Source organism: Bradyrhizobium sp. McL0616 (assembly GCF_049993385.1).
Taxonomy (GTDB): domain Bacteria; phylum Pseudomonadota; class Alphaproteobacteria; order Rhizobiales; family Xanthobacteraceae; genus Bradyrhizobium.
This window is the reverse complement of sequence record NZ_CP188255.1, coordinates 7,564,985-7,583,839: the sequence shown is the minus strand read 5'-3', so window position 1 is coordinate 7,583,839 and position 18,855 is coordinate 7,564,985. Positions and strand designations below refer to the sequence as shown.

At 57.8% G+C, this 18,855-nt stretch carries 17 protein-coding genes; 8 read left to right on the top strand and 9 right to left on the bottom strand.

Features of this window, described 5'->3' with window-relative positions; translation table 11 throughout:
• Window positions 1-25: 25 nt before the first annotated feature.
• Window positions 26-241 (bottom strand): hypothetical protein, encoded by a 216-nt coding sequence (locus ACPPVR_RS36500; RefSeq protein ID WP_426611327.1) that lies wholly within the window; start codon window positions 239-241, stop codon window positions 26-28.
• Between the two features lie 356 nt (window positions 242-597).
• Between ACPPVR_RS36500 and ACPPVR_RS36495 the strand changes: the two genes are divergently transcribed.
• Together ACPPVR_RS36495 and ACPPVR_RS36490 are read left to right on the top strand one after the other, a co-directional pair.
• Complete coding sequence (locus ACPPVR_RS36495) at window positions 598-876, top strand: DUF6894 family protein (protein ID WP_426611326.1); 279 nt, start codon at window positions 598-600, stop codon at window positions 874-876.
• 278 nt (window positions 877-1,154) lie between these two features.
• Window positions 1,155-1,334 carry a hypothetical protein gene (locus tag ACPPVR_RS36490; RefSeq protein WP_426611325.1) on the top strand — a complete coding sequence of 60 codons (180 nt, stop codon included), beginning with the start codon at window positions 1,155-1,157 and terminating at the stop codon, window positions 1,332-1,334.
• Between the two features lie 88 nt (window positions 1,335-1,422).
• On the opposite strand, the gene ACPPVR_RS36485 is transcribed toward ACPPVR_RS36490, so the two are convergent.
• Window positions 1,423-1,614 (bottom strand): CsbD family protein, encoded by a 192-nt coding sequence (locus ACPPVR_RS36485; protein ID WP_426611324.1) that lies wholly within the window; start codon window positions 1,612-1,614, stop codon window positions 1,423-1,425.
• Window positions 1,615-2,605: 991 nt separating this feature from the next.
• On the opposite strand from ACPPVR_RS36485, the gene ACPPVR_RS36480 reads away from it, so the two are divergent.
• Window positions 2,606-2,824, top strand: a complete 219-nt coding sequence (locus ACPPVR_RS36480; protein ID WP_426611323.1) for a hypothetical protein — start codon at window positions 2,606-2,608, stop codon at window positions 2,822-2,824.
• A gap of 642 nt (window positions 2,825-3,466) precedes the next feature.
• The gene (locus ACPPVR_RS36475; protein ID WP_426611322.1) at window positions 3,467-3,622 is read left to right on the top strand and encodes a hypothetical protein; all 156 of its coding nucleotides are present in this window, start codon (window positions 3,467-3,469) and stop codon (window positions 3,620-3,622) included.
• A gap of 142 nt (window positions 3,623-3,764) precedes the next feature.
• On the opposite strand, the gene ACPPVR_RS36470 is transcribed toward ACPPVR_RS36475, so the two are convergent.
• From ACPPVR_RS36470 to ACPPVR_RS36440, 7 genes are all read right to left on the bottom strand, one after another.
• The gene (locus ACPPVR_RS36470; protein ID WP_426611321.1) at window positions 3,765-3,896 is read right to left on the bottom strand and encodes a hypothetical protein; all 132 of its coding nucleotides are present in this window, start codon (window positions 3,894-3,896) and stop codon (window positions 3,765-3,767) included.
• Between the two features lie 16 nt (window positions 3,897-3,912).
• Window positions 3,913-4,275 carry a response regulator gene (locus tag ACPPVR_RS36465; RefSeq protein ID WP_426611320.1) on the bottom strand — a complete coding sequence of 121 codons (363 nt, stop codon included), beginning with the start codon at window positions 4,273-4,275 and terminating at the stop codon, window positions 3,913-3,915.
• Window positions 4,276-4,354: 79 nt separating this feature from the next.
• Window positions 4,355-4,594, bottom strand: a complete 240-nt coding sequence (locus ACPPVR_RS36460; RefSeq protein ID WP_426611319.1) for a helix-turn-helix transcriptional regulator — start codon at window positions 4,592-4,594, stop codon at window positions 4,355-4,357.
• Window positions 4,595-6,620: 2,026 nt separating this feature from the next.
• The gene (locus ACPPVR_RS36455) at window positions 6,621-6,755 is read right to left on the bottom strand and encodes a hypothetical protein (protein ID WP_426611318.1); all 135 of its coding nucleotides are present in this window, start codon (window positions 6,753-6,755) and stop codon (window positions 6,621-6,623) included.
• A gap of 685 nt (window positions 6,756-7,440) precedes the next feature.
• A complete protein-coding gene (locus tag ACPPVR_RS36450; RefSeq protein ID WP_426611317.1) occupies window positions 7,441-9,048 on the bottom strand; it encodes an ABC transporter substrate-binding protein in 1,608 nt (535 codons plus the stop codon).
• A gap of 378 nt (window positions 9,049-9,426) precedes the next feature.
• Window positions 9,427-10,425, bottom strand: coding sequence for an AraC family transcriptional regulator (locus ACPPVR_RS36445; protein ID WP_426611316.1), 999 nt, complete (start codon window positions 10,423-10,425; stop codon window positions 9,427-9,429).
• Between the two features lie 771 nt (window positions 10,426-11,196).
• Window positions 11,197-11,499, bottom strand: coding sequence for a recombinase family protein (locus ACPPVR_RS36440; protein ID WP_426611315.1), 303 nt, complete (start codon window positions 11,497-11,499; stop codon window positions 11,197-11,199).
• Window positions 11,500-12,008: 509 nt separating this feature from the next.
• Here ACPPVR_RS36440 and ACPPVR_RS36435 point away from each other — a divergent pair.
• From ACPPVR_RS36435 to ACPPVR_RS36420, 4 genes are all read left to right on the top strand, one after another.
• Complete coding sequence (locus ACPPVR_RS36435; RefSeq protein WP_426611314.1) at window positions 12,009-12,200, top strand: hypothetical protein; 192 nt, start codon at window positions 12,009-12,011, stop codon at window positions 12,198-12,200.
• Window positions 12,201-12,471: 271 nt separating this feature from the next.
• Entirely contained in the window at window positions 12,472-12,849 is a 378-nt protein-coding gene (locus ACPPVR_RS36430) for a hypothetical protein (protein ID WP_426611313.1), read from the top strand.
• Between the two features lie 335 nt (window positions 12,850-13,184).
• Window positions 13,185-14,744 carry an ISL3 family transposase gene (locus tag ACPPVR_RS36425; protein ID WP_426616256.1) on the top strand — a complete coding sequence of 520 codons (1,560 nt, stop codon included), beginning with the start codon at window positions 13,185-13,187 and terminating at the stop codon, window positions 14,742-14,744.
• 259 nt (window positions 14,745-15,003) lie between these two features.
• A complete protein-coding gene (locus ACPPVR_RS36420) occupies window positions 15,004-18,819 on the top strand; it encodes a type VI secretion system tube protein Hcp (RefSeq protein ID WP_426611312.1) in 3,816 nt (1,271 codons plus the stop codon).
• Window positions 18,820-18,855 lie beyond the last annotated feature (36 nt).

The following is an 18,855-nucleotide window of genomic DNA, read 5'->3' as shown; positions in this document are numbered from 1 at the left end:
ACCATTTTACCAAGCTACATTTTTTTCAAGGCTGGAGCCGCGAGAGCAGGCGTTGCCGATCCTGATCGCGGAGTCGCTGATCGGAGCGCATTCGTTCAAATTCGACTTCAGCCTTTGAAGTATCCTGCTTTTGTCGTTTCAACTCAATAATGAGCGCCTCTTGCTTTGCGAGTTGCCGTTCCCCTTCGACCACATCGCGCTCAATCTGCCTGAGTTCATCGCCTATCGCATCTTTGTGCATCACGATCCTCGACACGGGAGCTTCGGTCCAGCTCAAAGGAACAATCAGCGAAGCGTTGCTTCTTTTTCGAGACCGGCGCTGGCACGCATGATTTATACGTCCTAGCCGCTCAAAAGCGTTCCAACGATGCCACTTTTTCCCAAAAATATCGTCATGCCGTGGAAGGGGGCTTTCGCAGCATCAGTTGGCGAACCATCGGTAGTCTACCGATTGCAGCCGACAACCCTTCCTAACGGGCCGGTCTGCTTTGCATTCGGTACGGAGGCCAGCGGAATCCATTGATGGCTCTCAGTACCTAACTAAAACATTGTCCGTTGGAATAGGAACGTAACCGCGCTTGCCGGTTTTTTCCGGCTATGACACTTCTCTTCTTCGACATTCACACAAGTTCAAACGTCACTATTGATGACCAAGGTGTCGATGTGCCGAATGCTAACGTCGCGCGGCGGATGGCCCTGGAAACACTAGGCCAAACGATTATGGACGAGGCGGCCCGCGGTACAGCGGACGTCACCAAATTCGAGCTGCGCGATCAGTTCGGACCTCTCCTCCGGGTCTCAGCTTCTGTCGTGGTTGAGGAGCTCTGCGTGACGGCGATGACCACCCCGATAGCAACAGGCTCCCCCAGCAAATAACAGGCGGTCATTTAGTGACCTAGAGTGTTCCCAATTGCTTTCTTGAGCATCGCGGGATTAGCCACAGTCACGTGGATTGGCGGGATCGGTTGGGCCCTTTGGTGCGTACTATGTTGGTTGTCTTTCTAAGGTGATGAAGGTGCAGACGAACGAGTTCAAAAGTGGTCGGTCTCATTGGGATATCGCGCCCTGGCAGAGCAGGCGTGCATATCGGCACGGCGGTCCGACTTGGTGAGTCGAAAAAACACGCCGAAGGACATTGATCCCGGACATACAGCATGAACCCGATGGATACATTCAATCCCGACGAGCCCTGCCGCCTCCACGATGGGCTGAACAACGACTTCATCGAATGGAATCCGGAGTGGGCGGCGCACTACAGAGAGTATTCCTTCAATCAGGACGAGGGCGTGATTTCGTGGGACGGAGCGCTTTTGGACGGATGGGTACCGATGTAAGAGCTAGTCGCCGGCATAGCCTTACGGCCCAGGGACAAAACCAAAGGCCGCCCGAAGGCGGCCAGTTCTTGTCTTCACTCACTCTTCTTTATTTCTTAAGAGCGTCAGCGGCGTCCCGCGCTGCATCCTTCACATCTCCTGCGGCGTTGTGGGCGGATCCCTTGGCCTTATCGATCTTGCCTTCGGCTTCCATTTCCCTGTCGCCAGTGATCCTACCAGCACCCTCTTTGATGGCACCTTTTGCTTTGTCTGCAGCACCTTTGATATGTTCGCGATCCATGATCATTTCCTTTGAGTTCGGAGAGTTAGTCCAACAAAAGAGTTGCGCAGGCGTTCCTCGGAGGACAGGCGACAAAGTGAGCAGTCAATCTCGAAATCGGTTTGGCGATGCTGTCCGCAGGAAAATCCACGTCCTAGAGGCCAGCTCGGCCTAAGCAATGGGGCTACGGCTAGCCACTAACCCCGCTCCTGCACGCGAGAGCTGACCACTACCCTCCATAACGCTGACAGGTGTTGCCGCGCGGATGCATGATCAGGATCCGTTCTGCCGTCCTTTTGCATAAGCTGTGTCAACATTGCAGTCCCAATTTTTTGGGAACGTTTTTGGAAACGATGGGAAACGCGCACGTTGATGCCTCGGGCAGGGCCAATGGAGGACAGTCATGCGACCGCTTTCTGTGGCAGTACTTGCCATGCCTCCATTCATATGCGTTCCGGCCGCCGCTTAACAGCAAACAGGCGCAACTTCTCAGCCCGGTGTAGACCAACGGGTCCAATCCGAGGCCGACAAGGGCATCAAGACCCGCAATTCCGGTGAATCGGGCTACGTTGGCAACCAGGACAGACCCGGTGCGGCTTCTCATGCAGCAGGAGACCCAAGCAACACGGTGGGGCCGACGACCGGAAGCAGCATGTCTACCGATCAATCTAACATGAACAGTTCGCAGGCCGACTACAACGCTTCCCTCAAGGACGGCTCTGCGCCGAAGAAATAAGATTCGTGACGGCGCCACACGCGTTTCCCTTAGCGCAGCCTTCAGCTAGGGAACGGGCGTGAAGTTGCTGCGGTGGGGGCCCTAATGGGCCCCATGTTCAGCACTGGAATTCCTTGTGGGGCCCATTGCAGAGGGCCCCATTGATTTCGTTGGGTATCCGCTTGCTTGTCGGGAAGGTTCTTCTGCGCCGCTTCAACATGAGTTGTACTTACGAGACGCACGGCTGTCACGAGCACGAGCTACGGATGTGCAGAAGAGCGCTCAGGAGCACCTCAGATGCCCAAGAACACCCCTTGCCAGTTCGAGCCGAGCTTGGTCGCAACGATGAGAGCGGCGTTGGATACCGCTGCGGATCAAGTGGCCAAGCCTTCGCGGACACCAGCAACCAAGGCGAAGATGGCTCAGCGTATCGTGCAGTCTGCTGCTGACGGTGTCACCGATGCTCAGGAGCTGGTGACCGCGGCCGTCAGAGAGGGCTTGGAGCCGGCGCTTTAAGTGACCGCTGCGCTTCGCGGCGTGACGGGGCCCCGTTGGGACCTGAAATCTCCGAGTTTTCCCCAGATCGACTTTAAAAACTCCGGCCCTTTACGGGCGATGCTGCTCGGCTGATCGCGGAGGTCTTGCAGTCTAAATCGGGACCTCCCAGTCTGAAACGCCGGGCAACAGGCACGCAAGAGTTCTCCAGAGTGCGAACCGTTGTCGTCCTCATGTCCGATGTTCGGAGTACGAGAAGCAGGAGTGACATATCCGGTTTGGCCCAACGGCGAGGTTGCGCGGGAAATTTCCGCCTCTCAAATATAAGTTGTGGTTGAGGAACTATTCATCATATTGGTTGTTGTGATGTGTCCCCAAGCGCAGCGGGATCGGCGGCCCACCTCAGTCAGCAGAATGATCAAATCTTTTCACAGCTTTACTGTACTCGCGCTGTTGGGAACGTCGATGATTGTGTTACCCGCGAAAGCGGACGATACGATTGCCTTGGCGAAAACGGATCGCCTTCCCGCTCGCATCATTGTCGGAAGCTGCTCAAGCCAGACTTGGCCTTATCTTACCGCTTCCTGCTTGCGCGATGTCAGTGCGGGGATACCAGTCTACGAAGCGCGTTTGATAACTCGTTGAGATCAACCGGAGCATTCCATGACTTATCGAAAGCTTCATATCACCCAGCTTCACGCCCGTGCCATCAGCGAGGAGATTGGCGAAAGACTTCGATTTCTGACAGCCCTAAAGCCATTGCGGCTATCAAGCCGGCTGCTGGTGCTGCTAAAACGTTTGAAGAAATCGGAGCGCTAAGCTCTGCGCTCCTTGCACTAAACTCGGGCAGGTAACGAAGCCGTCAATGCTGTCGAGGCAGGGCAGTACGGACGGTCTGAAGCTCGCACACGCAGTTCGCGACCGCTGGCCGGCGATCGAGATCATATTGTTTCCAGGCAGGTTAAGCCATTTTGATGCGGAAAGGCCTGCGGAGAGCCGCTTCTTTGGCAAGCCGCTTGATGTCGAGGAAATCACCGCTCAGCTGCAGCTGATGATCGATTGTCCCGAACGCAGCGATGGCGGGTGTGGACAAGACGTTTCCTTTTCCCTCAGCCGACCAACTCCCGGATCGCGCCGATTACTTCATGCGTAGCATATGGCTTGGGCAGAAAGCGCCCGCCCTCTGGCAAGTCGTCGTTCGAAATACGGGCGCGTCCTGACGTGGCGATGATCTTAACAGGCGGCCATCGGTGACGAACGAAATGGGCAAGCCTCAAGCCATCCATCGAGCCCGGCATGTGGATGTCCGTGAAGACAAGGTGAATGTCGGGGCGCAGCTCAAGGACGGCAATTGCTTCATCGGCGTTACGTGCTTGGATGACGTCGAAGCCCGCTTCACTGATGGTGTCTGCCGTGCTCATCCGAACAAGCGGTTCGTCCTCGACAATGAGAATGACGGGTGGCTTATCCATAGAACTCTACTGAACATTGCTGCCGACCGCAGTTTTCAATGCAAGGCAAAAAGTTTTGTTTCTCAAACCCGGCAAGCGCTCAAGCGCCCAACTCCCGCGGAAACATCGACGCCACGGGAACGTTCAGTATATTGCAAACATCGAACATGCGCACCGCGCTAACTCCGTTGGTGCCCTTTTCGTAGTTCTGAATTTGCTGAAACGAGACACCCAAAGCTTTGGCAAGCTGAGATTGGCTCATGTCCAGAATTAGACGACGCTTGCGTATCTCCGCGCCAATATGGCGATCGACTGCTGATATGGATTTGGTCTTTCTCATGGGAACCTAACGTGCCCGTTGATCTTACGTTCCAGCAATGTCGATCGGGAGCCTTCGGGTTTGAAGCTAGATACCAAGCTCCTAGCTCTCCTCTAGGACGCCTAGCGACCGCTGTGGCAACCCACGCGCGCCCAGGCTCCACCTGACGATCATTCAGGACCACCATCAAGGTGATTGTCCAAAGGTAATTGTTCGAAGGGCTGTTCGGTGCGCTCAGGTGAGGCTCAGGAGCCCGCTGAGGGCCTCGTGAACTGGCGTCACTCTTGGCCAAGGGCAACGGCTTACCAACGTGGCCCACGGGCTCCTGAGCGTCAAAGTCGGTCCCCGCGCGAGAGAGGTCGAGGGCTTCGAGATCAGCGCTACTGCGCGGGCTCCATGCCTTCGGCAATGCTGCCGCAACGAGCAAGTGTGCATCCGTGATGCCTTCGTGCGCCGACCTGATGATGCGCTGAGCCATTGCTTTGGTCGAAGGGGTGCGAGGTGCCGGAACACGATCAGACGCAGCGTCCAGAGCCCATCGCATGGTGTTGACGAAGTCGGGTGCGAAGGCTGGGGTGAACGGACATAGCCGGTCTAGCTCGTCCACCCAGCGATGGAGCACCAAGCGAGGTCGCCAGCCTAACGATTGCTGATCCCTGTTCTATCGGCGCTCCAGTATCAGAGCTTCCCAAAAATACCGCGACACTTCGGCTTGCGCTTCGTACACGCCGATACCGATGTCGCGGAGAAGCTCGGGTTTGTCCCTGAGATCCGCGCGCAACTCTGCCCTGAAACGAGATCGCCGCCACCATGTGGCGGGGAGGCTGAAGATCGCGCGGATGCGAAGGCCATCACCATCTGAGGCCAATCCCGTTGCCGGTATGACCGCTGGCCGCCCGTGAACCGCGGTTTGCGCCCTTACGGGCGTCCTTGTCGGAAGGGCTTGCGAACGCATGTCTCAGCAATCTCCAAATCTCGTTCGTGGTCGGCGCGCAACGAGCCGCAGGCGCGGTAATCCAGGTCATGCTTCTCGGGGCGGAGCGTAGCGCCAGTCACCCGCTCAAGCTCTTGTCGTTGTCTCGGCCTGCGGTCTGGCCAGGATGCCGAGCACATACACAAGGCGCGGCATTTTCCGGCGCCAAGCCGGAGACGGTTCGCGTGCCGCTGATGATGTTGGCTCCATACCGCATTTGTTGTGGACCGAATACTGTGCCTGCGAATAGCCAGCACCTCGGATGCAAGAACTAGTCTCGTTAGAGCCCCAGCTGCTATCCAATTCCGGCGCCAACTATCCGAAACTCGCGGAAAACGCGCTAGGCGGGCGGTTGTCTGCCCACGCCAGTTTGGTCCGAACTTCGTAGCATGAATGGGTTCACAGTCGTTTTCTGCGAAATCCGGATAAAGGTCGCCAAAACCGGATAGCCGCGCCTGCGCGGCAGGCTTAGTTCTTTGGAGGCCCGAGATACTGCAAGCAGGAGCTCGGAGGAGAGGAGCCGGAGATGCATCTGGAAGGCTGATCTTCTCGTCGTCACAACATTCGGAGATTCACCATGCCTACCGCAACTGGCATGCGCTGCCTCGCGACGCCCGACGACCGGTCGGAGTTCAACCGATGGCGTCTCGGTTTTTTCATCGTCCTGGCATGCATTATATTGATTGCACTCGCGGCCTTCTCGCAGCAGCCAGCAGCAAAAGTATCAATCCGCCCCACGGGGCCGTTGCCGGGGATCAACATTCCCTGATCGATTCTGCGTTGCGCCCATTTGCACAGAGCTGAGAGTCTATTTGCATAGGAAGACATTCATGATCCACACCGCGAGCGATTTAGCATTTCTGCTCATCCTGATTTCAATTTGCCTTGGCGCCTGCTTTATCTGGGCTTTTTGGGAAATCGAAGAAGGTCGCCGGCGTCGGAAACGGCACTGCGAGCTCGTAGACGACGCGCGACGCTCGCTGAAGCCCGGTCATTAGCTTGGAGATTCTCATGCGAGCTCTTGCAGCCATCGCCATAGCGAACGCTCTTGCCCGCGCATTTCCCGTATCATCGCTACAGGCCGTCGCTCTCAAACAGCTCGTGTTGTTCTGCGGAGCTGTCGTCTTCATTTGGCTGTTGTCGACGACTTACGGGCTCGATCTCAGTGCCGGATTCTTCTAAGCGATCGGTTTCGACAATGAACACCATCTCCTATCCAACTAAAGCTGCCTCCCGACTTCATGATCGTGTAGTCGAACTGTACAAGCGGCGCATCTTCGCTTTCATCATGTCGACGCTACACTCGTCGCGCCGGTGTCACGCAAGCCGAGTCATGCGCCAGTATGAGAGCCTCCTCACAGGCGAACTCAAACAGGATTCCGGAGAACGAGAATGACCATTGGGAGCTCGGCGGGTCAAGCAAGGTTGATGGCTGCCCCTCAGGCCCGAAACGAAATGGGCTGGCTGTTGGCCGCAGCAGCCGCGTTTCTCATCGTTCACATCGTCGCCTTGACGATCTGGGGACGCGCTTCAGCAAGTGAGACCGCAAGTTCCCAGCCCGAGACGATCTCCTTGTTGTGCGATTAAGCAGCCGAAGCTGAGGAAGAAGTACGATTCCGATAAAGTGCCACAAGAGCCTTCCGCTCTGATCTAGCATTTCTGCCCTGCGAAGCTGACCTTGCGATCAGTCTAGATAATTTGCTTCTGGGCCCTTTGCGTCATTTTGCTAATCCGCAGCGAGCAGTGGACGCCAAGTAGGAGACATCGCCATTCTGCAGGTGCATCTTGGCGCAGTAGATATCCTCAACAGAGAGAGCGCGTATCCGCTTTTCGCGGGCGCGCCGCAAGACCCAAAGTCAGAGGGCTTACATCTCCACAGACACGCGGTCATCCATCACTTCGACTTATCGACATTCCAAAATAGCGGGCCAACGGTGCCGTCGAGCACGCCGGAAAGCGATTTGCGCCAAGCGCTCGGTCCCACATATTGCCCAAGCGGGATGTAGATCACTTGATCGTAGACTTCCTTCTGGATCTCCTCGGCGATCTTTTTCTGCTCGCTGAGCAATGACGCGCGCGCATACGCATCGCGAAGTTGCTCGATGTTGGCGTCCTCGGCCCAGCCGAACCAACCGCCGTTCTTGCCCCTCGTATTGACTGCATTGTTGACCAGGGGATTCATCATTTCGGAAGCGGCCGTCGTCGTGAAGAACATGTTCCAGCCGCCCTCATTGATAGGCTTCTGGCTGTTTCGACGGCTCACAACTGTTTGCCAGTCAGTCGCCTGCAGGTCTACGTTGAACCCCGCCTTGCGCAACAGTTGGGCAACGACGGTTGGCTGCGGCTTCAGCATCCATTCATTGGGCGCCAGGATGACAACCGGTGTGCCGTCGTACCCGGTTGCGGCCAAGCGGCTCTTCGCCTCCGAAATGCCGTCGCCCTTGACCAAACTCGCCGAACCGACATCGGATGCGAGTGGCGTGTCGCAGATGAAGATGGCACCACAGATCTTATAGTATTTTGGGTCACCGACCAGCGCGTCCAGTACGTCCTTCTGATTGATCGCCAGAAGCGCGGCGCGGCGTATCTCGACCTTGTCAAAGGGCGGCAGCAGGAAGTTCATACGTCCGTATGTCTGATAGCCGTCCTTGTTCAGAGTTCTGATCTCTATATCGTTGTTCTTTTGGAGTGTCGGGAGTAGGTCAACCGGCGCACCTTCTAGAAAATCGATATCGCCGGACTGCAGGGCGGAGATAGCAGTTTGCGCGTCGGGCATCGTGATCCACTCGACGCGATCAACCTTCACCACCTTGCCGCCAGCAGTCCCGCTCGGCGGCTCCTTGCGCGGCATGTAGGCGGCATTTCTATCGTAAACGGCTTTTACACCGGGCCGAAACTCGGCTTGCACGAACTTGAAAGGGCCTGAGCCGATCTGTTCGGAAATCTGCTTGTCGGGCGGCGTTTCGGCAAGCCGCTTAGGCATCATGAATGGTACCGGCGTCGACTGCTTTCCGATCGATTGCAGCACGAGCCCGTACGGTTCCTTGACCTTCAGCGTGATTGTCTTCGCATCGGTAGCCTCAAGGCTCGCGCTGACATTCATCAGCCTCTGGCCCAACCCGTCAACCTTGCTCCACCGCTTGAGTGATGCCACGCAATCCTCTGCGGTCACTGGCGTACCGTCGTGCCAGTTCAGCCCGTCGCGCAGAGTGAAGGTGTAGGTGAGCCGGTCTTCGGAGACTTTCCAATCTGCCATCTGAGGCTGGACGTCGAAATTAGCGTCGATCGCTAGAAGAGTGTCGTAGACCATGTAGCCGTGGTCACGCGTGATATAGGCAGGAGTGAAGATCGGGTCGATGACGCGCAGATCCGAATGCATCACAGCCGTGACGGTCTTACCGGCGGCGAACGCCTGAAGGCTAAGGGGTGGCGAGAATGCAAGGACCGACAGGACGGTACTCAATATGATGGCGAGACGTTTGCTGCGCGAGATCCGAAACATCCTACGTCTCCTAAATTGTGATTCGCTTGAAAAGCCATATCGATGGTGCCGCTGTCTATACGTAGGGTTTGGGGGCAATGAAACGGCCTTCTCCCTGGTATCCCCGGCGCTTGGGTCGTTTGCCCATCGCTCTTGGGCTTTCGGCGTCGTCGTTTCTTCGCTGATCACGCCCGAGGGTGGCTCGCTTGTCCGCAGCGGAGGCCCTGTAGCGGATTTCTGCGCGGAGCGTTAAACAGTTGGCTAGATGGAAAGCCCGCCGCGTCACGTCGGCGCCCGCAGTCCCCAGCCTGTCTGCCTAGCGGACTAAACCAGGAAGTAACTGGCCGACTTCCAAACCGTCGCTATTGATCCTTAACTTGGTATTTTGGGCGGGATCGCTCAGCCGGCCCGACTGCGTGTCAGAGTATCAGACGGGCTTTCACCAAATTGATTGCGATACTCGATCGCGAAACGTCCCAAATGACTGAAGCCCCACTCCATTGCAATTTGAGTAACGGTTTCAGCGCAGTCTCTGCCAGCAAGTGCTTGGCGAACTTTGGCAAGCCGCGCGTTGCGCAGGTAGCGCATCGGCGAGACGCTGCGATGATCCTTAAAATGCTCGAGCAATGTTCGTCCAGGTACGCCAGATGCCTTGGCAATATCGACCAGCGTAATCGGCAAATGCAAATGCGCCTCCATGAAATCGATGGCGCGCTTCACGTCCCCCGGCCCAATCTTGTTTTCTAGGCGGTTCAGGGCGGCAGTGTAGTTGCTAGCCTGATTGAGCAGCAACCCCGTGATGATAAGTTGCTCGTACATATTCATCATAAGGGGGTTGGCCCCCTCCGGTCCAGCCTCGTCCAGGTCGGCGATGGCCAAATGCGCTTGTCGGCGCAGCCTGCGCCCATGCGCCGTGCCGAAGTCGAGTTCTGGCAGAAACTCCAGCCTTCGTTCTGGTTCGTCCCCAAGCAACGCTGCTAGCTGCATCATCACGGCTGATTTGGTGATGTGGAGCGTTAACCGGTCGCTTTCGGCTGCTGACCGCATGGTATATTCTTCGGTCGAGGAGACGACGAATGAGCGCGCCGGGCTGCATTCAAGGCTGCGAGTTTTGTTAGCTAACTCGGAACTGCCGCGCAGAGGAATGGAGATCAGGAAACGCTCCGGCCGCCCAAGATCTCGGGCCCCCGCCAAGACCGCGGGCCCATAGTAGATGCGACCCATGTTGATGTTGGGCAAAATAACCATACGCGAAACAACATCGAGTGTGCCGGAATCGCGCGGCGACACTTCTAAAAAATGCGCCGCGCGGTCCTCCATAAAAGCGTACGTCTCGTCCAGGTTCTTGCTGGCGAATATTTCGTAGCGGCTGAGAAGGCCCCCGATCGCTTCGCCCATTCCTGGTCCTTTTCGCAATCATCTGGTTGCCGGGCGATCCCGCGACCCGCACACGTAGCAGATATTCGTGCTTCAGTCTCTCGTTTTTCGCGAATTCCGGATAGCTGCCGCCAGGATCGGATAGCTGCGCCTGGGCAATAGCGGATAGTTCTTGCGAGGAAGTGCCGGACATCGCCGCCATCCATTCTCGCGCGCCGATATATAAGTGTATTTCGCGAAAGCGGCATAAAGCCACAAAGAGGAGGAGAAAGCGTGCATTACCAACGGCGCGATTTCATTCGACCGCCTGAGGCACCGAGAGAACCTCAGCTCGATCTACAATTTCCCGCAGCGAGACATAAACGCTTTTTTCGCGCCTTCCTGGATGCTCTTCTCGAAACGAGGCGCCTTGAAGCCCGACGAATACTGCACCCGCATGAACACTTGATTGCGCACACGGAAGAGCGGATTCCCCACGCATTCTGCTCAGAATGCCGGAGTGAGGAAACACGGGTCCCGCGCCGGCTCCAGTAGACCTGCCTCGGCGTCGTCCTCCAGGTGAGGCGGGCTGGCTCGTGGCCTTAGCCGTCGCATTTATCATTGCAATCGTCGTCGCCGGGACGATCTGGCTGCGTGCTTCCGCGAACGCGGTAGCCGCAAGGGAGGGCTCGGCGATGGAATTCGCGACGGCTCTGGTCGATGGGCGACAATCATAGACCAGTTCTCCGCATTCGCCGGGGTGATCACGCGTTTGCGGCCACCTTGGCGGCGGAATGAAATAGCTCTGACCCGTTAGGCATGGCCTTCGTGAATCAACAATTTTCGGTCGAGGACGTCATAGCCGAGAGGCGTCCAGCCGGCTGTCCATTTGCCGCGCTTGCGACAGGCCGCGACCTTGTCGCGGATTCGCTCGCCAATCAGCTCGCGCTCGAACTGGGCGAACGTCACCAGGTTGTTTAGAGCCATGCGGCCCATGGCATCCTTGGTGTTGAAGGATTGGGTGACGGAAACGAAGGTCACCGCTGACCTTCGAACAATTCGACAAGATTCATGTGAGATCTCAAGGAGGATTCCCAATCCCATGAAGAGTGCCAAGTTTACGAATCCCCACTCCGTTCTGCGTTTTGCTGCAAAGCGGTTGATAGCCCAGCGGCTATTGCCTCAATGTGCCAGGATTAAACCGGCGCGCTCTGAACGGGCTCAATCCGGACAGCATCTTGGAACAATCTAGGCCTGTCGCTCTTAAGGAAGGCAGGAGGCCGGCCATTGTTGCGAGTGAAATCGTCTCGCGATCCGCACCAGGCATCTCTGATGCCGATTTGGTTCGGATCGTGAATAAGACCGGTAACGCGTTAGCCGCGATAAAGAAGGAAGTTGAGCTCGAAAGGCTGTCGGCGCTTGAGAAGTCCATCTCAAAGAAAGAATCCGCGGCGTTAGCATAACGGTTCTCGACCTAGGAGAAAAGCAATGAGCAGTCTCATTTACCTGGTAGGGTTGATCCTCGTAGTCGCCGCCAATCTTTCGTTCTTTGGCTTAAGGTAGTGCCGGGCAAGCGCAGAGTGTCCGTGCCCGCTTGAGTGAGCCTACTTTTGTGGCTGGCGCAAATGGATGATCCGCACCAAGTGAACTCCATCATTGCCACTGCGATTTCCGCGTTTTTCAAAGGACATCCTGACGCACAATGTGGAATTGAAGAAGCCAAGCTTCTTGGAAAGCAGATCGTTGGCGCTCTAAACGAGGCGGGCCTGGAGATTACCCCGGCTGATCCGGAGCGTCGCGACGCTAACTCTGCTTGAAACTAAGGTGCTGGGATTGCTTAGACGTTAAGCAGAAGTTCTTTGTAGGGGCCGCGTTGCTGGTGATCTTGCACCGTGCCAGTTCGTCGTCACCGGAAGATATATTGTTGCTTTAGGCGCCGGGACAACATGGAAAGTCGCCACGGGCTATTCAATAACTTTGCGAGGTCCGAGTGTGTTCGACTGGATTAGAACTGACCCCCGACGGAAGGCAATCCGGGAGGACCGAAGATACGTTGTTGGCCGAACGCAGCGTTTTCTGCGAAGTTATTTGTTAGCAGATGAACCTCGCAAGCACCGATTTTACGAGGCCGTTGAAGGAGCATCCGCCGCTTGCCGCCCAGTCATTGATCCGCTTGCGGATGACGCACAGATCGCCAGAGATACTGCGGAAGCTGCGCTTGAGGTTGTGAAGCGACGCAGCCAACGAGGAAATGACGGCAAAGACCATTTAGCAGTATTCATCACCGACGCCTACGCCACAGTAACGATGGCATATCACCGCGCCGCGGGCACATACACGATCGATAAAGAAATGCAGCAACTTGGCACTGCTGCCGTTCATCTCCTGACGATTGCGACATCTTACATGACAGCTCACCCTCCGGCCGAAGAGCCTGATGAAGCTGCGCTAAGCCCGACGGCTTAGTCTCCCGGATTAGAGCGGAAGAGGTGCGCCTCGACGCAATGGAGGACCGTGGCCGTGAGCCCGCAGCAGCGGCTTGGTGTAGTAAGAATCCTAGGTGCCTATCGGCCAAGCTGCGCCAGTTCATCGGCCGAGTTTTTCCATAACATCTCATCTGCGAACAGTCTCCAACTCCGCTGCGTTGTTCAGTCCACGCAATTTCCGTTATTTGCCGGAATCGAGTCAGGTTGGCGTGGAGACCCTCCGTCGATCGCCGGCGCGGTCAAAATCGGGCTCTGACTCACTTTTGATGAAGTTCAAGCGCCGGCTCGCGTTGGTTTCACAAAGGAATCAACATGATGCGGCAAGCCCTACGTCCGTCGGCCCTGGTCCCTCGCGGGTTTGACGTGGAAAGCGCCTTCTGTGACGGCACCACGACCGTGATCGCCGTGCGTCCCACGAGTAGGACGAGTCTCTGTCCCGGATGCGGAGCCAGTTCTAGGCGGATCCATAGCCGATATCAGCGACGCCTTACCGATCTGCCGCTGGCGGGGCGGCAGGTTCGGCTTGTGGTCGTGGCGCGTCGCTTCCGCTGCGAAGTGGTTCTGTGCGGTCGACGTATTTTCTCCGAGCGCTTCGATGACGGCGCTGTGGCACCGTGGGCGCGGCGAACCGCGCGGCTCGATTTGGTCGTCCATCATCTTGGCCTTGCCTTGGGTGGCCGCCCAGCGGCGAGTTTTGCCCGCCGACTTATGTTGCCCGTGAGCAATGATACGTTGCTTCGGGTCGTTCGAAGGCGCGGGTGTCCGCCCTTTGCTGCACCAAGCGTTATAGGCATCGATGACTGGGCTTGGCGGCGCAACCAGCGTTACGGAACAATCGTCTGCGACCTGGAGCGGCGACGACCGATCACACTCTTACCCGACAGAGAACCTGCCACCGCGCAGGCCTGGCTCGCGGGCCAGCCGCAAATCACTGTGGTCGCGCGCGACCGCGGCGGCAGTTACGCCCTTGCTGCCGCCAAGGCACTCCCTCACGCCACCCAGGTCGCTGACCGTTGGCATCTCATGGAGAACGCCAGCCACGCTTTCCTCGATGCGGTTCGCAAATCCATGCACCGGGTCCGCGCCGCGGTCGGCTCCGCCACCATAAATCCCGACTTGCTGACCGCCGCCGAGCGCATCCAGTATGAGGGCTATCTGCGACGTGAGGACACCAACGCGGCAATCCTCAAGCAGGCTGAGGCGGGCGTCTCCATTAAGGAGATCGTGCGGCTCACCGGACATAGCCGGGGCCTTGTTCGCAGGGTGCTGCGAGGTCAGCGAACCGATGTGTTCAGAGTTCGCGAGAGCTCGCTCGAACCCCACCTACCATGGCTCGACGCGCAGTGGGCTGCTGGTCATCGTAACGGCGCCGACCTGTGGCGTTGCCTCAAGGCGCAGGGATTTAGGGGCTCGGTGCGGGTTGTTACAGAGTGGGCGACACGCCGTCGGCGCGCCGAAACGCCCAATGCTCAGAGCCTACAGCGCGTGCCGTCCGCAAGAACTATCGCCCGCTTGATGACCAATGGCCGCGATACGCTATCGAAGTCAGACACCGTCACCATCGCGGCGATCGAGCAAGGCGTTCCTCTCCTGGTAGAAGCTCGAGAAGTCATCGCCGCTTTCCATACGATGATCCGTAAGAAGGCCCACGCCGATCTTGACCCATGGCTGGAACGCGCATGCGCGAGCCTCGTCGTGTCCTTCGCCAATGGCGTCACCAAGGACAAAGCCGCCATCAGCGCTGCGATCACGACGTCTTGGTCCAACGGACAGACCGAAGGCCAGATCACCAAGCTCAAGCTCGTTAAGCGTCAAATGTACGGGCGTGCCAAGCTCGACTTGCTTCAGGCTCGCCTAATAGGGGCCGCTACATGACCACGGCTGCACCAAAGTTGCGTCAGAGCCAAAATCGCGCGCGGGCGTATTGGTTTAATCGGTTTGCGAAGCGTCCCTACGGCACGGAGGTGTGCCTGCTCGAAGATCACCGTGGGCTTGACAGAGGAATCAGGTCCAGCTCTGATGCTTTTACTACTAAGCTCATTTTAGACGCGAATTGTTTGCTCACAAGAACGAGTTCCATAAATAATTCGACTGGTAGTGGTCGAGCCATGTATTGCGACATTCGGAGATTTCAATGTCCGATTCGATTGCTGCTTGGAACCGCGTCAAGAACATCTCCGGCTTCAGCGACGGTGAGCACACGATCCAGCCGATTGCGGCGCCGCTGACCTTGCCGACGAGTGGGGTGGCACCTGACACCGCGGGCGCCTCGCTGCACTACTATGTGCGCTTCTCGATGTATGACGGGACGACGTTCACGGTGGACGGCAACAAGCTGTTCGGGCTGCACGACTTCTCCTTCGGCGACGACCAGACCCTCAACATCGGCAGCCAGTCAACCGGCGCTGGCGCCGGCAAGGTGGCGTTCGATCCGCTGCATCTGAGCTTCTCGCAGCTCGGGCTCGACCCAAAACTGTTCCAGATGCTTGCCTCGGGGACACCGTTTAAGGAGGTCGACGTCCTCGGCTATCATGGCACCGGCAGCTCCAGCCACCTTGCGGTCGACTACAGCTTCGGCCTGGCGGCAGCCAAGACGTTGAGCGTCGATGCCTCGGGCATTACCAAGCTCGACATGGAGTACGGCGCCGAAGAACTCCAGATCTACAAGCAAAATCCGAACGGGTCGTTCTCATCGACGCCGGATGAGACGTCCAGCTGGAACCGCGTCAAGAACATCTCCGGCTTCAGCGACGGTGAGCACACGATCCAGCCGATTGCGGCGCCGCTGACCTTGCCGACGAGTGGGGTGGCACCTGACACCGCGGGCGCCTCGCTGCACTACTATGTGCGCTTCTCGATGTATGACGGGACGACGTTCACGGTGGACGGCAACAAGCTGTTCGGGCTGCACGACTTCTCCTTCGGCGACGACCAGACCCTCAACATCGGCAGCCAGTCAACCGGCGCTGGCGCCGGCAAGGTGGCGTTCGATCCGCTGCATCTGAGCTTCTCGCAGCTCGGGCTCGACCCAAAACTGTTCCAGATGCTTGCCTCGGGGACACCGTTTAAGGAGGTCGACGTCCTCGGCTATCATGGCACCGGCAGCTCCAGCCACCTTGCGGTCGACTACAGCTTCGGCCTGGCGGCAGCCAAGACGTTGAGCGTCGATGCCTCGGGCATTACCAAGCTCGACATGGAGTACGGCGCCGAAGAACTCCAGATCTACAAGCAAAATCCGAACGGGTCGTTCTCATCGACGCCGGATGAGACGTCCAGCTGGAACCGCGTCAAGAACATCTCCGGCTTCAGCGACGGTGAGCACACGATCCAGCCGATTGCGGCGCCGCTGACCTTGCCGACGAGTGGGGTGGCACCTGACACCGCGGGCGCCTCGCTGCACTACTATGTGCGCTTCTCGATGTATGACGGGACGACGTTCACGGTGGACGGCAACAAGCTGTTCGGGCTGCACGACTTCTCCTTCGGCGACGACCAGACCCTCAACATCGGCAGCCAGTCAACCGGCGCTGGCGCCGGCAAGGTGGCGTTCGATCCGCTGCATCTGAGCTTCTCGCAGCTCGGGCTCGACCCAAAACTGTTCCAGATGCTTGCCTCGGGGACACCGTTTAAGGAGGTCGACGTCCTCGGCTATCATGGCACCGGCAGCTCCAGCCACCTTGCGGTCGACTACAGCTTCGGCCTGGCGGCAGCCAAGACGTTGAGCGTCGATGCCTCGGGCATTACCAAGCTCGACATGGAGTACGGCGCCGAAGAGATTCATATATACGATCCGAACCAGGCGCCAATTGCAGCGGATGGCGCTGCAGAGGGCGAAGAAGATCACCCAATCTCGGGGCACGTCAGCGCCACGGATCCGGACAACTCTCCCGGGCCGATTACGTTCAGCCTTGTTGCAGGCCCCCAACACGGAGCTTTGAAGTTTCTCTCCGATGGCTCGTTTGTTTTTACCCCCGACGCGGACTTCAACGGTGCAGATTCGTTTACCTTCAAAAGTATCGACGGCGATCTAAGCTCCAATGTAGCGACGATGAGGCTCACGGTCCGCGAAGTTAACGACGCCCCGATCGCGAACATTGATAGCAAGACGACGGGTGAAAATAAGCACCTCGCTTTCGCGGCGTCTGATCTGGTTCAAAACGACGTAGCTGGTCCGTCTAATGAGAGCGGACAGCACTTGAAAGTGACGGCTGTTTCGGCGACGGCCGACACTCATGGTCAGGTTGCATTGATCGGTGGACAAGTCGTTTATACGCCAGACGAAAACTTCGTCGGCAGCGCGTCATTCAATTACATCGTTACGGACGATGGAACTACGGACGGCCACGCTGATCCTCGGAGCAGCAATGGGTCTGTAGAAGTGAATATCCTCTCGACCAAATCCACCACATACCTTCTAAGGGTGGCGGGGGTCACGGGGGATTCCACGGTAAAGGGCTATGAGGGCGCCTTTACGGTTGACGAGTTCACGTTCAACGAGCTGAGCAAGCTCGGAGCAGGTGCCGGCAGCGGTGCAGGTGCCGGCAAGCCTCAGTTCGATCCGTTGATGGTCGACATCGGCAAGCTATCGCCAGGTCTGATGACGTTGTTTGCGGATGCGGCGTCGGGCAAGCACATCCCGACGATCGAGCTGATTGGATTGCATCCCCAAGGTGACGGCCTGCAGAAGGTCTTGGACCTGAAGCTGACGGATGTGACTGTTGCGGGCTTTGCCGCTGATGGTGGGCACGACACCGCGATCGCCTTCAACTTCGCAAAGGGCAGTGAGACCATTCCGGGCCAGAACCCGAACGGCTCGGTCAATGCCGGCCAGACCGTCAACTTCGCGACCGGCTCAGTGACGCCGGTCGACCACGACACGCTCACCGCATTTGCCCATGAGCATGTCGGATCACAGTCGACCTACCTTTTGAAGGTGGCGGGGGTCACGGGGGATTCCACGGTAAAGGGCTATGAGGGCGCCTTTACGGTTGACGAGTTCACGTTCAACGAGCTGAGCAAGCTCGGAGCAGGTGCCGGCAGCGGTGCAGGTGCCGGCAAGCCTCAGTTCGATCCGTTGATGGTCGACATCGGCAAGCTATCGCCAGGTCTGATGACGTTGTTTGCGGATGCGGCGTCGGGCAAGCACATCCCGACGATCGAGCTGATTGGATTGCATCCCCAAGGTGACGGCCTGCAGAAGGTCTTGGACCTGAAGCTGACGGATGTGACTGTTGCGGGCTTTGCCGCTGATGGTGGGCACGACACCGCGATCGCCTTCAACTTCGCAAAGGGCAGTGAGACCATTCCGGGCCAGAACCCGAACGGCTCGGTCAATGCCGGCCAGACCGTCAACTTCGCGACCGGCTCAGTGACGCCGGTCGACCACGACACGCTCACCGCATTTGCCCATGAGCATGTCGGATCACAGTCGACCTACCTTTTGAAGGTGGCGGGGGTCACGGGGGATTCCACGGTAAAGGGCTATGAGGGCGCCTTTACGGTTGACGAGTTCACGTTCAACGAGCTGAGCAAGCTCGGAGCAGGTGCCGGCAGCGGTGCAGGTGCCGGCAAGCCTCAGTTCGATCCGTTGATGGTCGACATCGGCAAGCTATCGCCAGGTCTGATGACGTTGTTTGCGGATGCGGCGTCGGGCAAGCACATCCCGACGATCGAGCTGATTGGATTGCATCCCCAAGGTGACGGCCTGCAGAAGGTCTTGGACCTGAAGCTGACGGATGTGACTGTTGCGGGCTTTGCCGCTGATGGTGGGCACGACACCGCGATCGCCCTCAACTTCGCAAAGGGCAGTGAGACCATTCCGGGCCAGAACCCGAACGGCTCGGTCAATGCCGGCCAGACCGTCAACTTCGCGACCGGCTCAGTGATGCCGGTCGACCACGACACGCTCACCGCATTTGCCCACATGCACACGGATTTCTTTCTAGTCTAGAAACTTCAGCGAACGTGCACGTAAGCCGCTCACGCG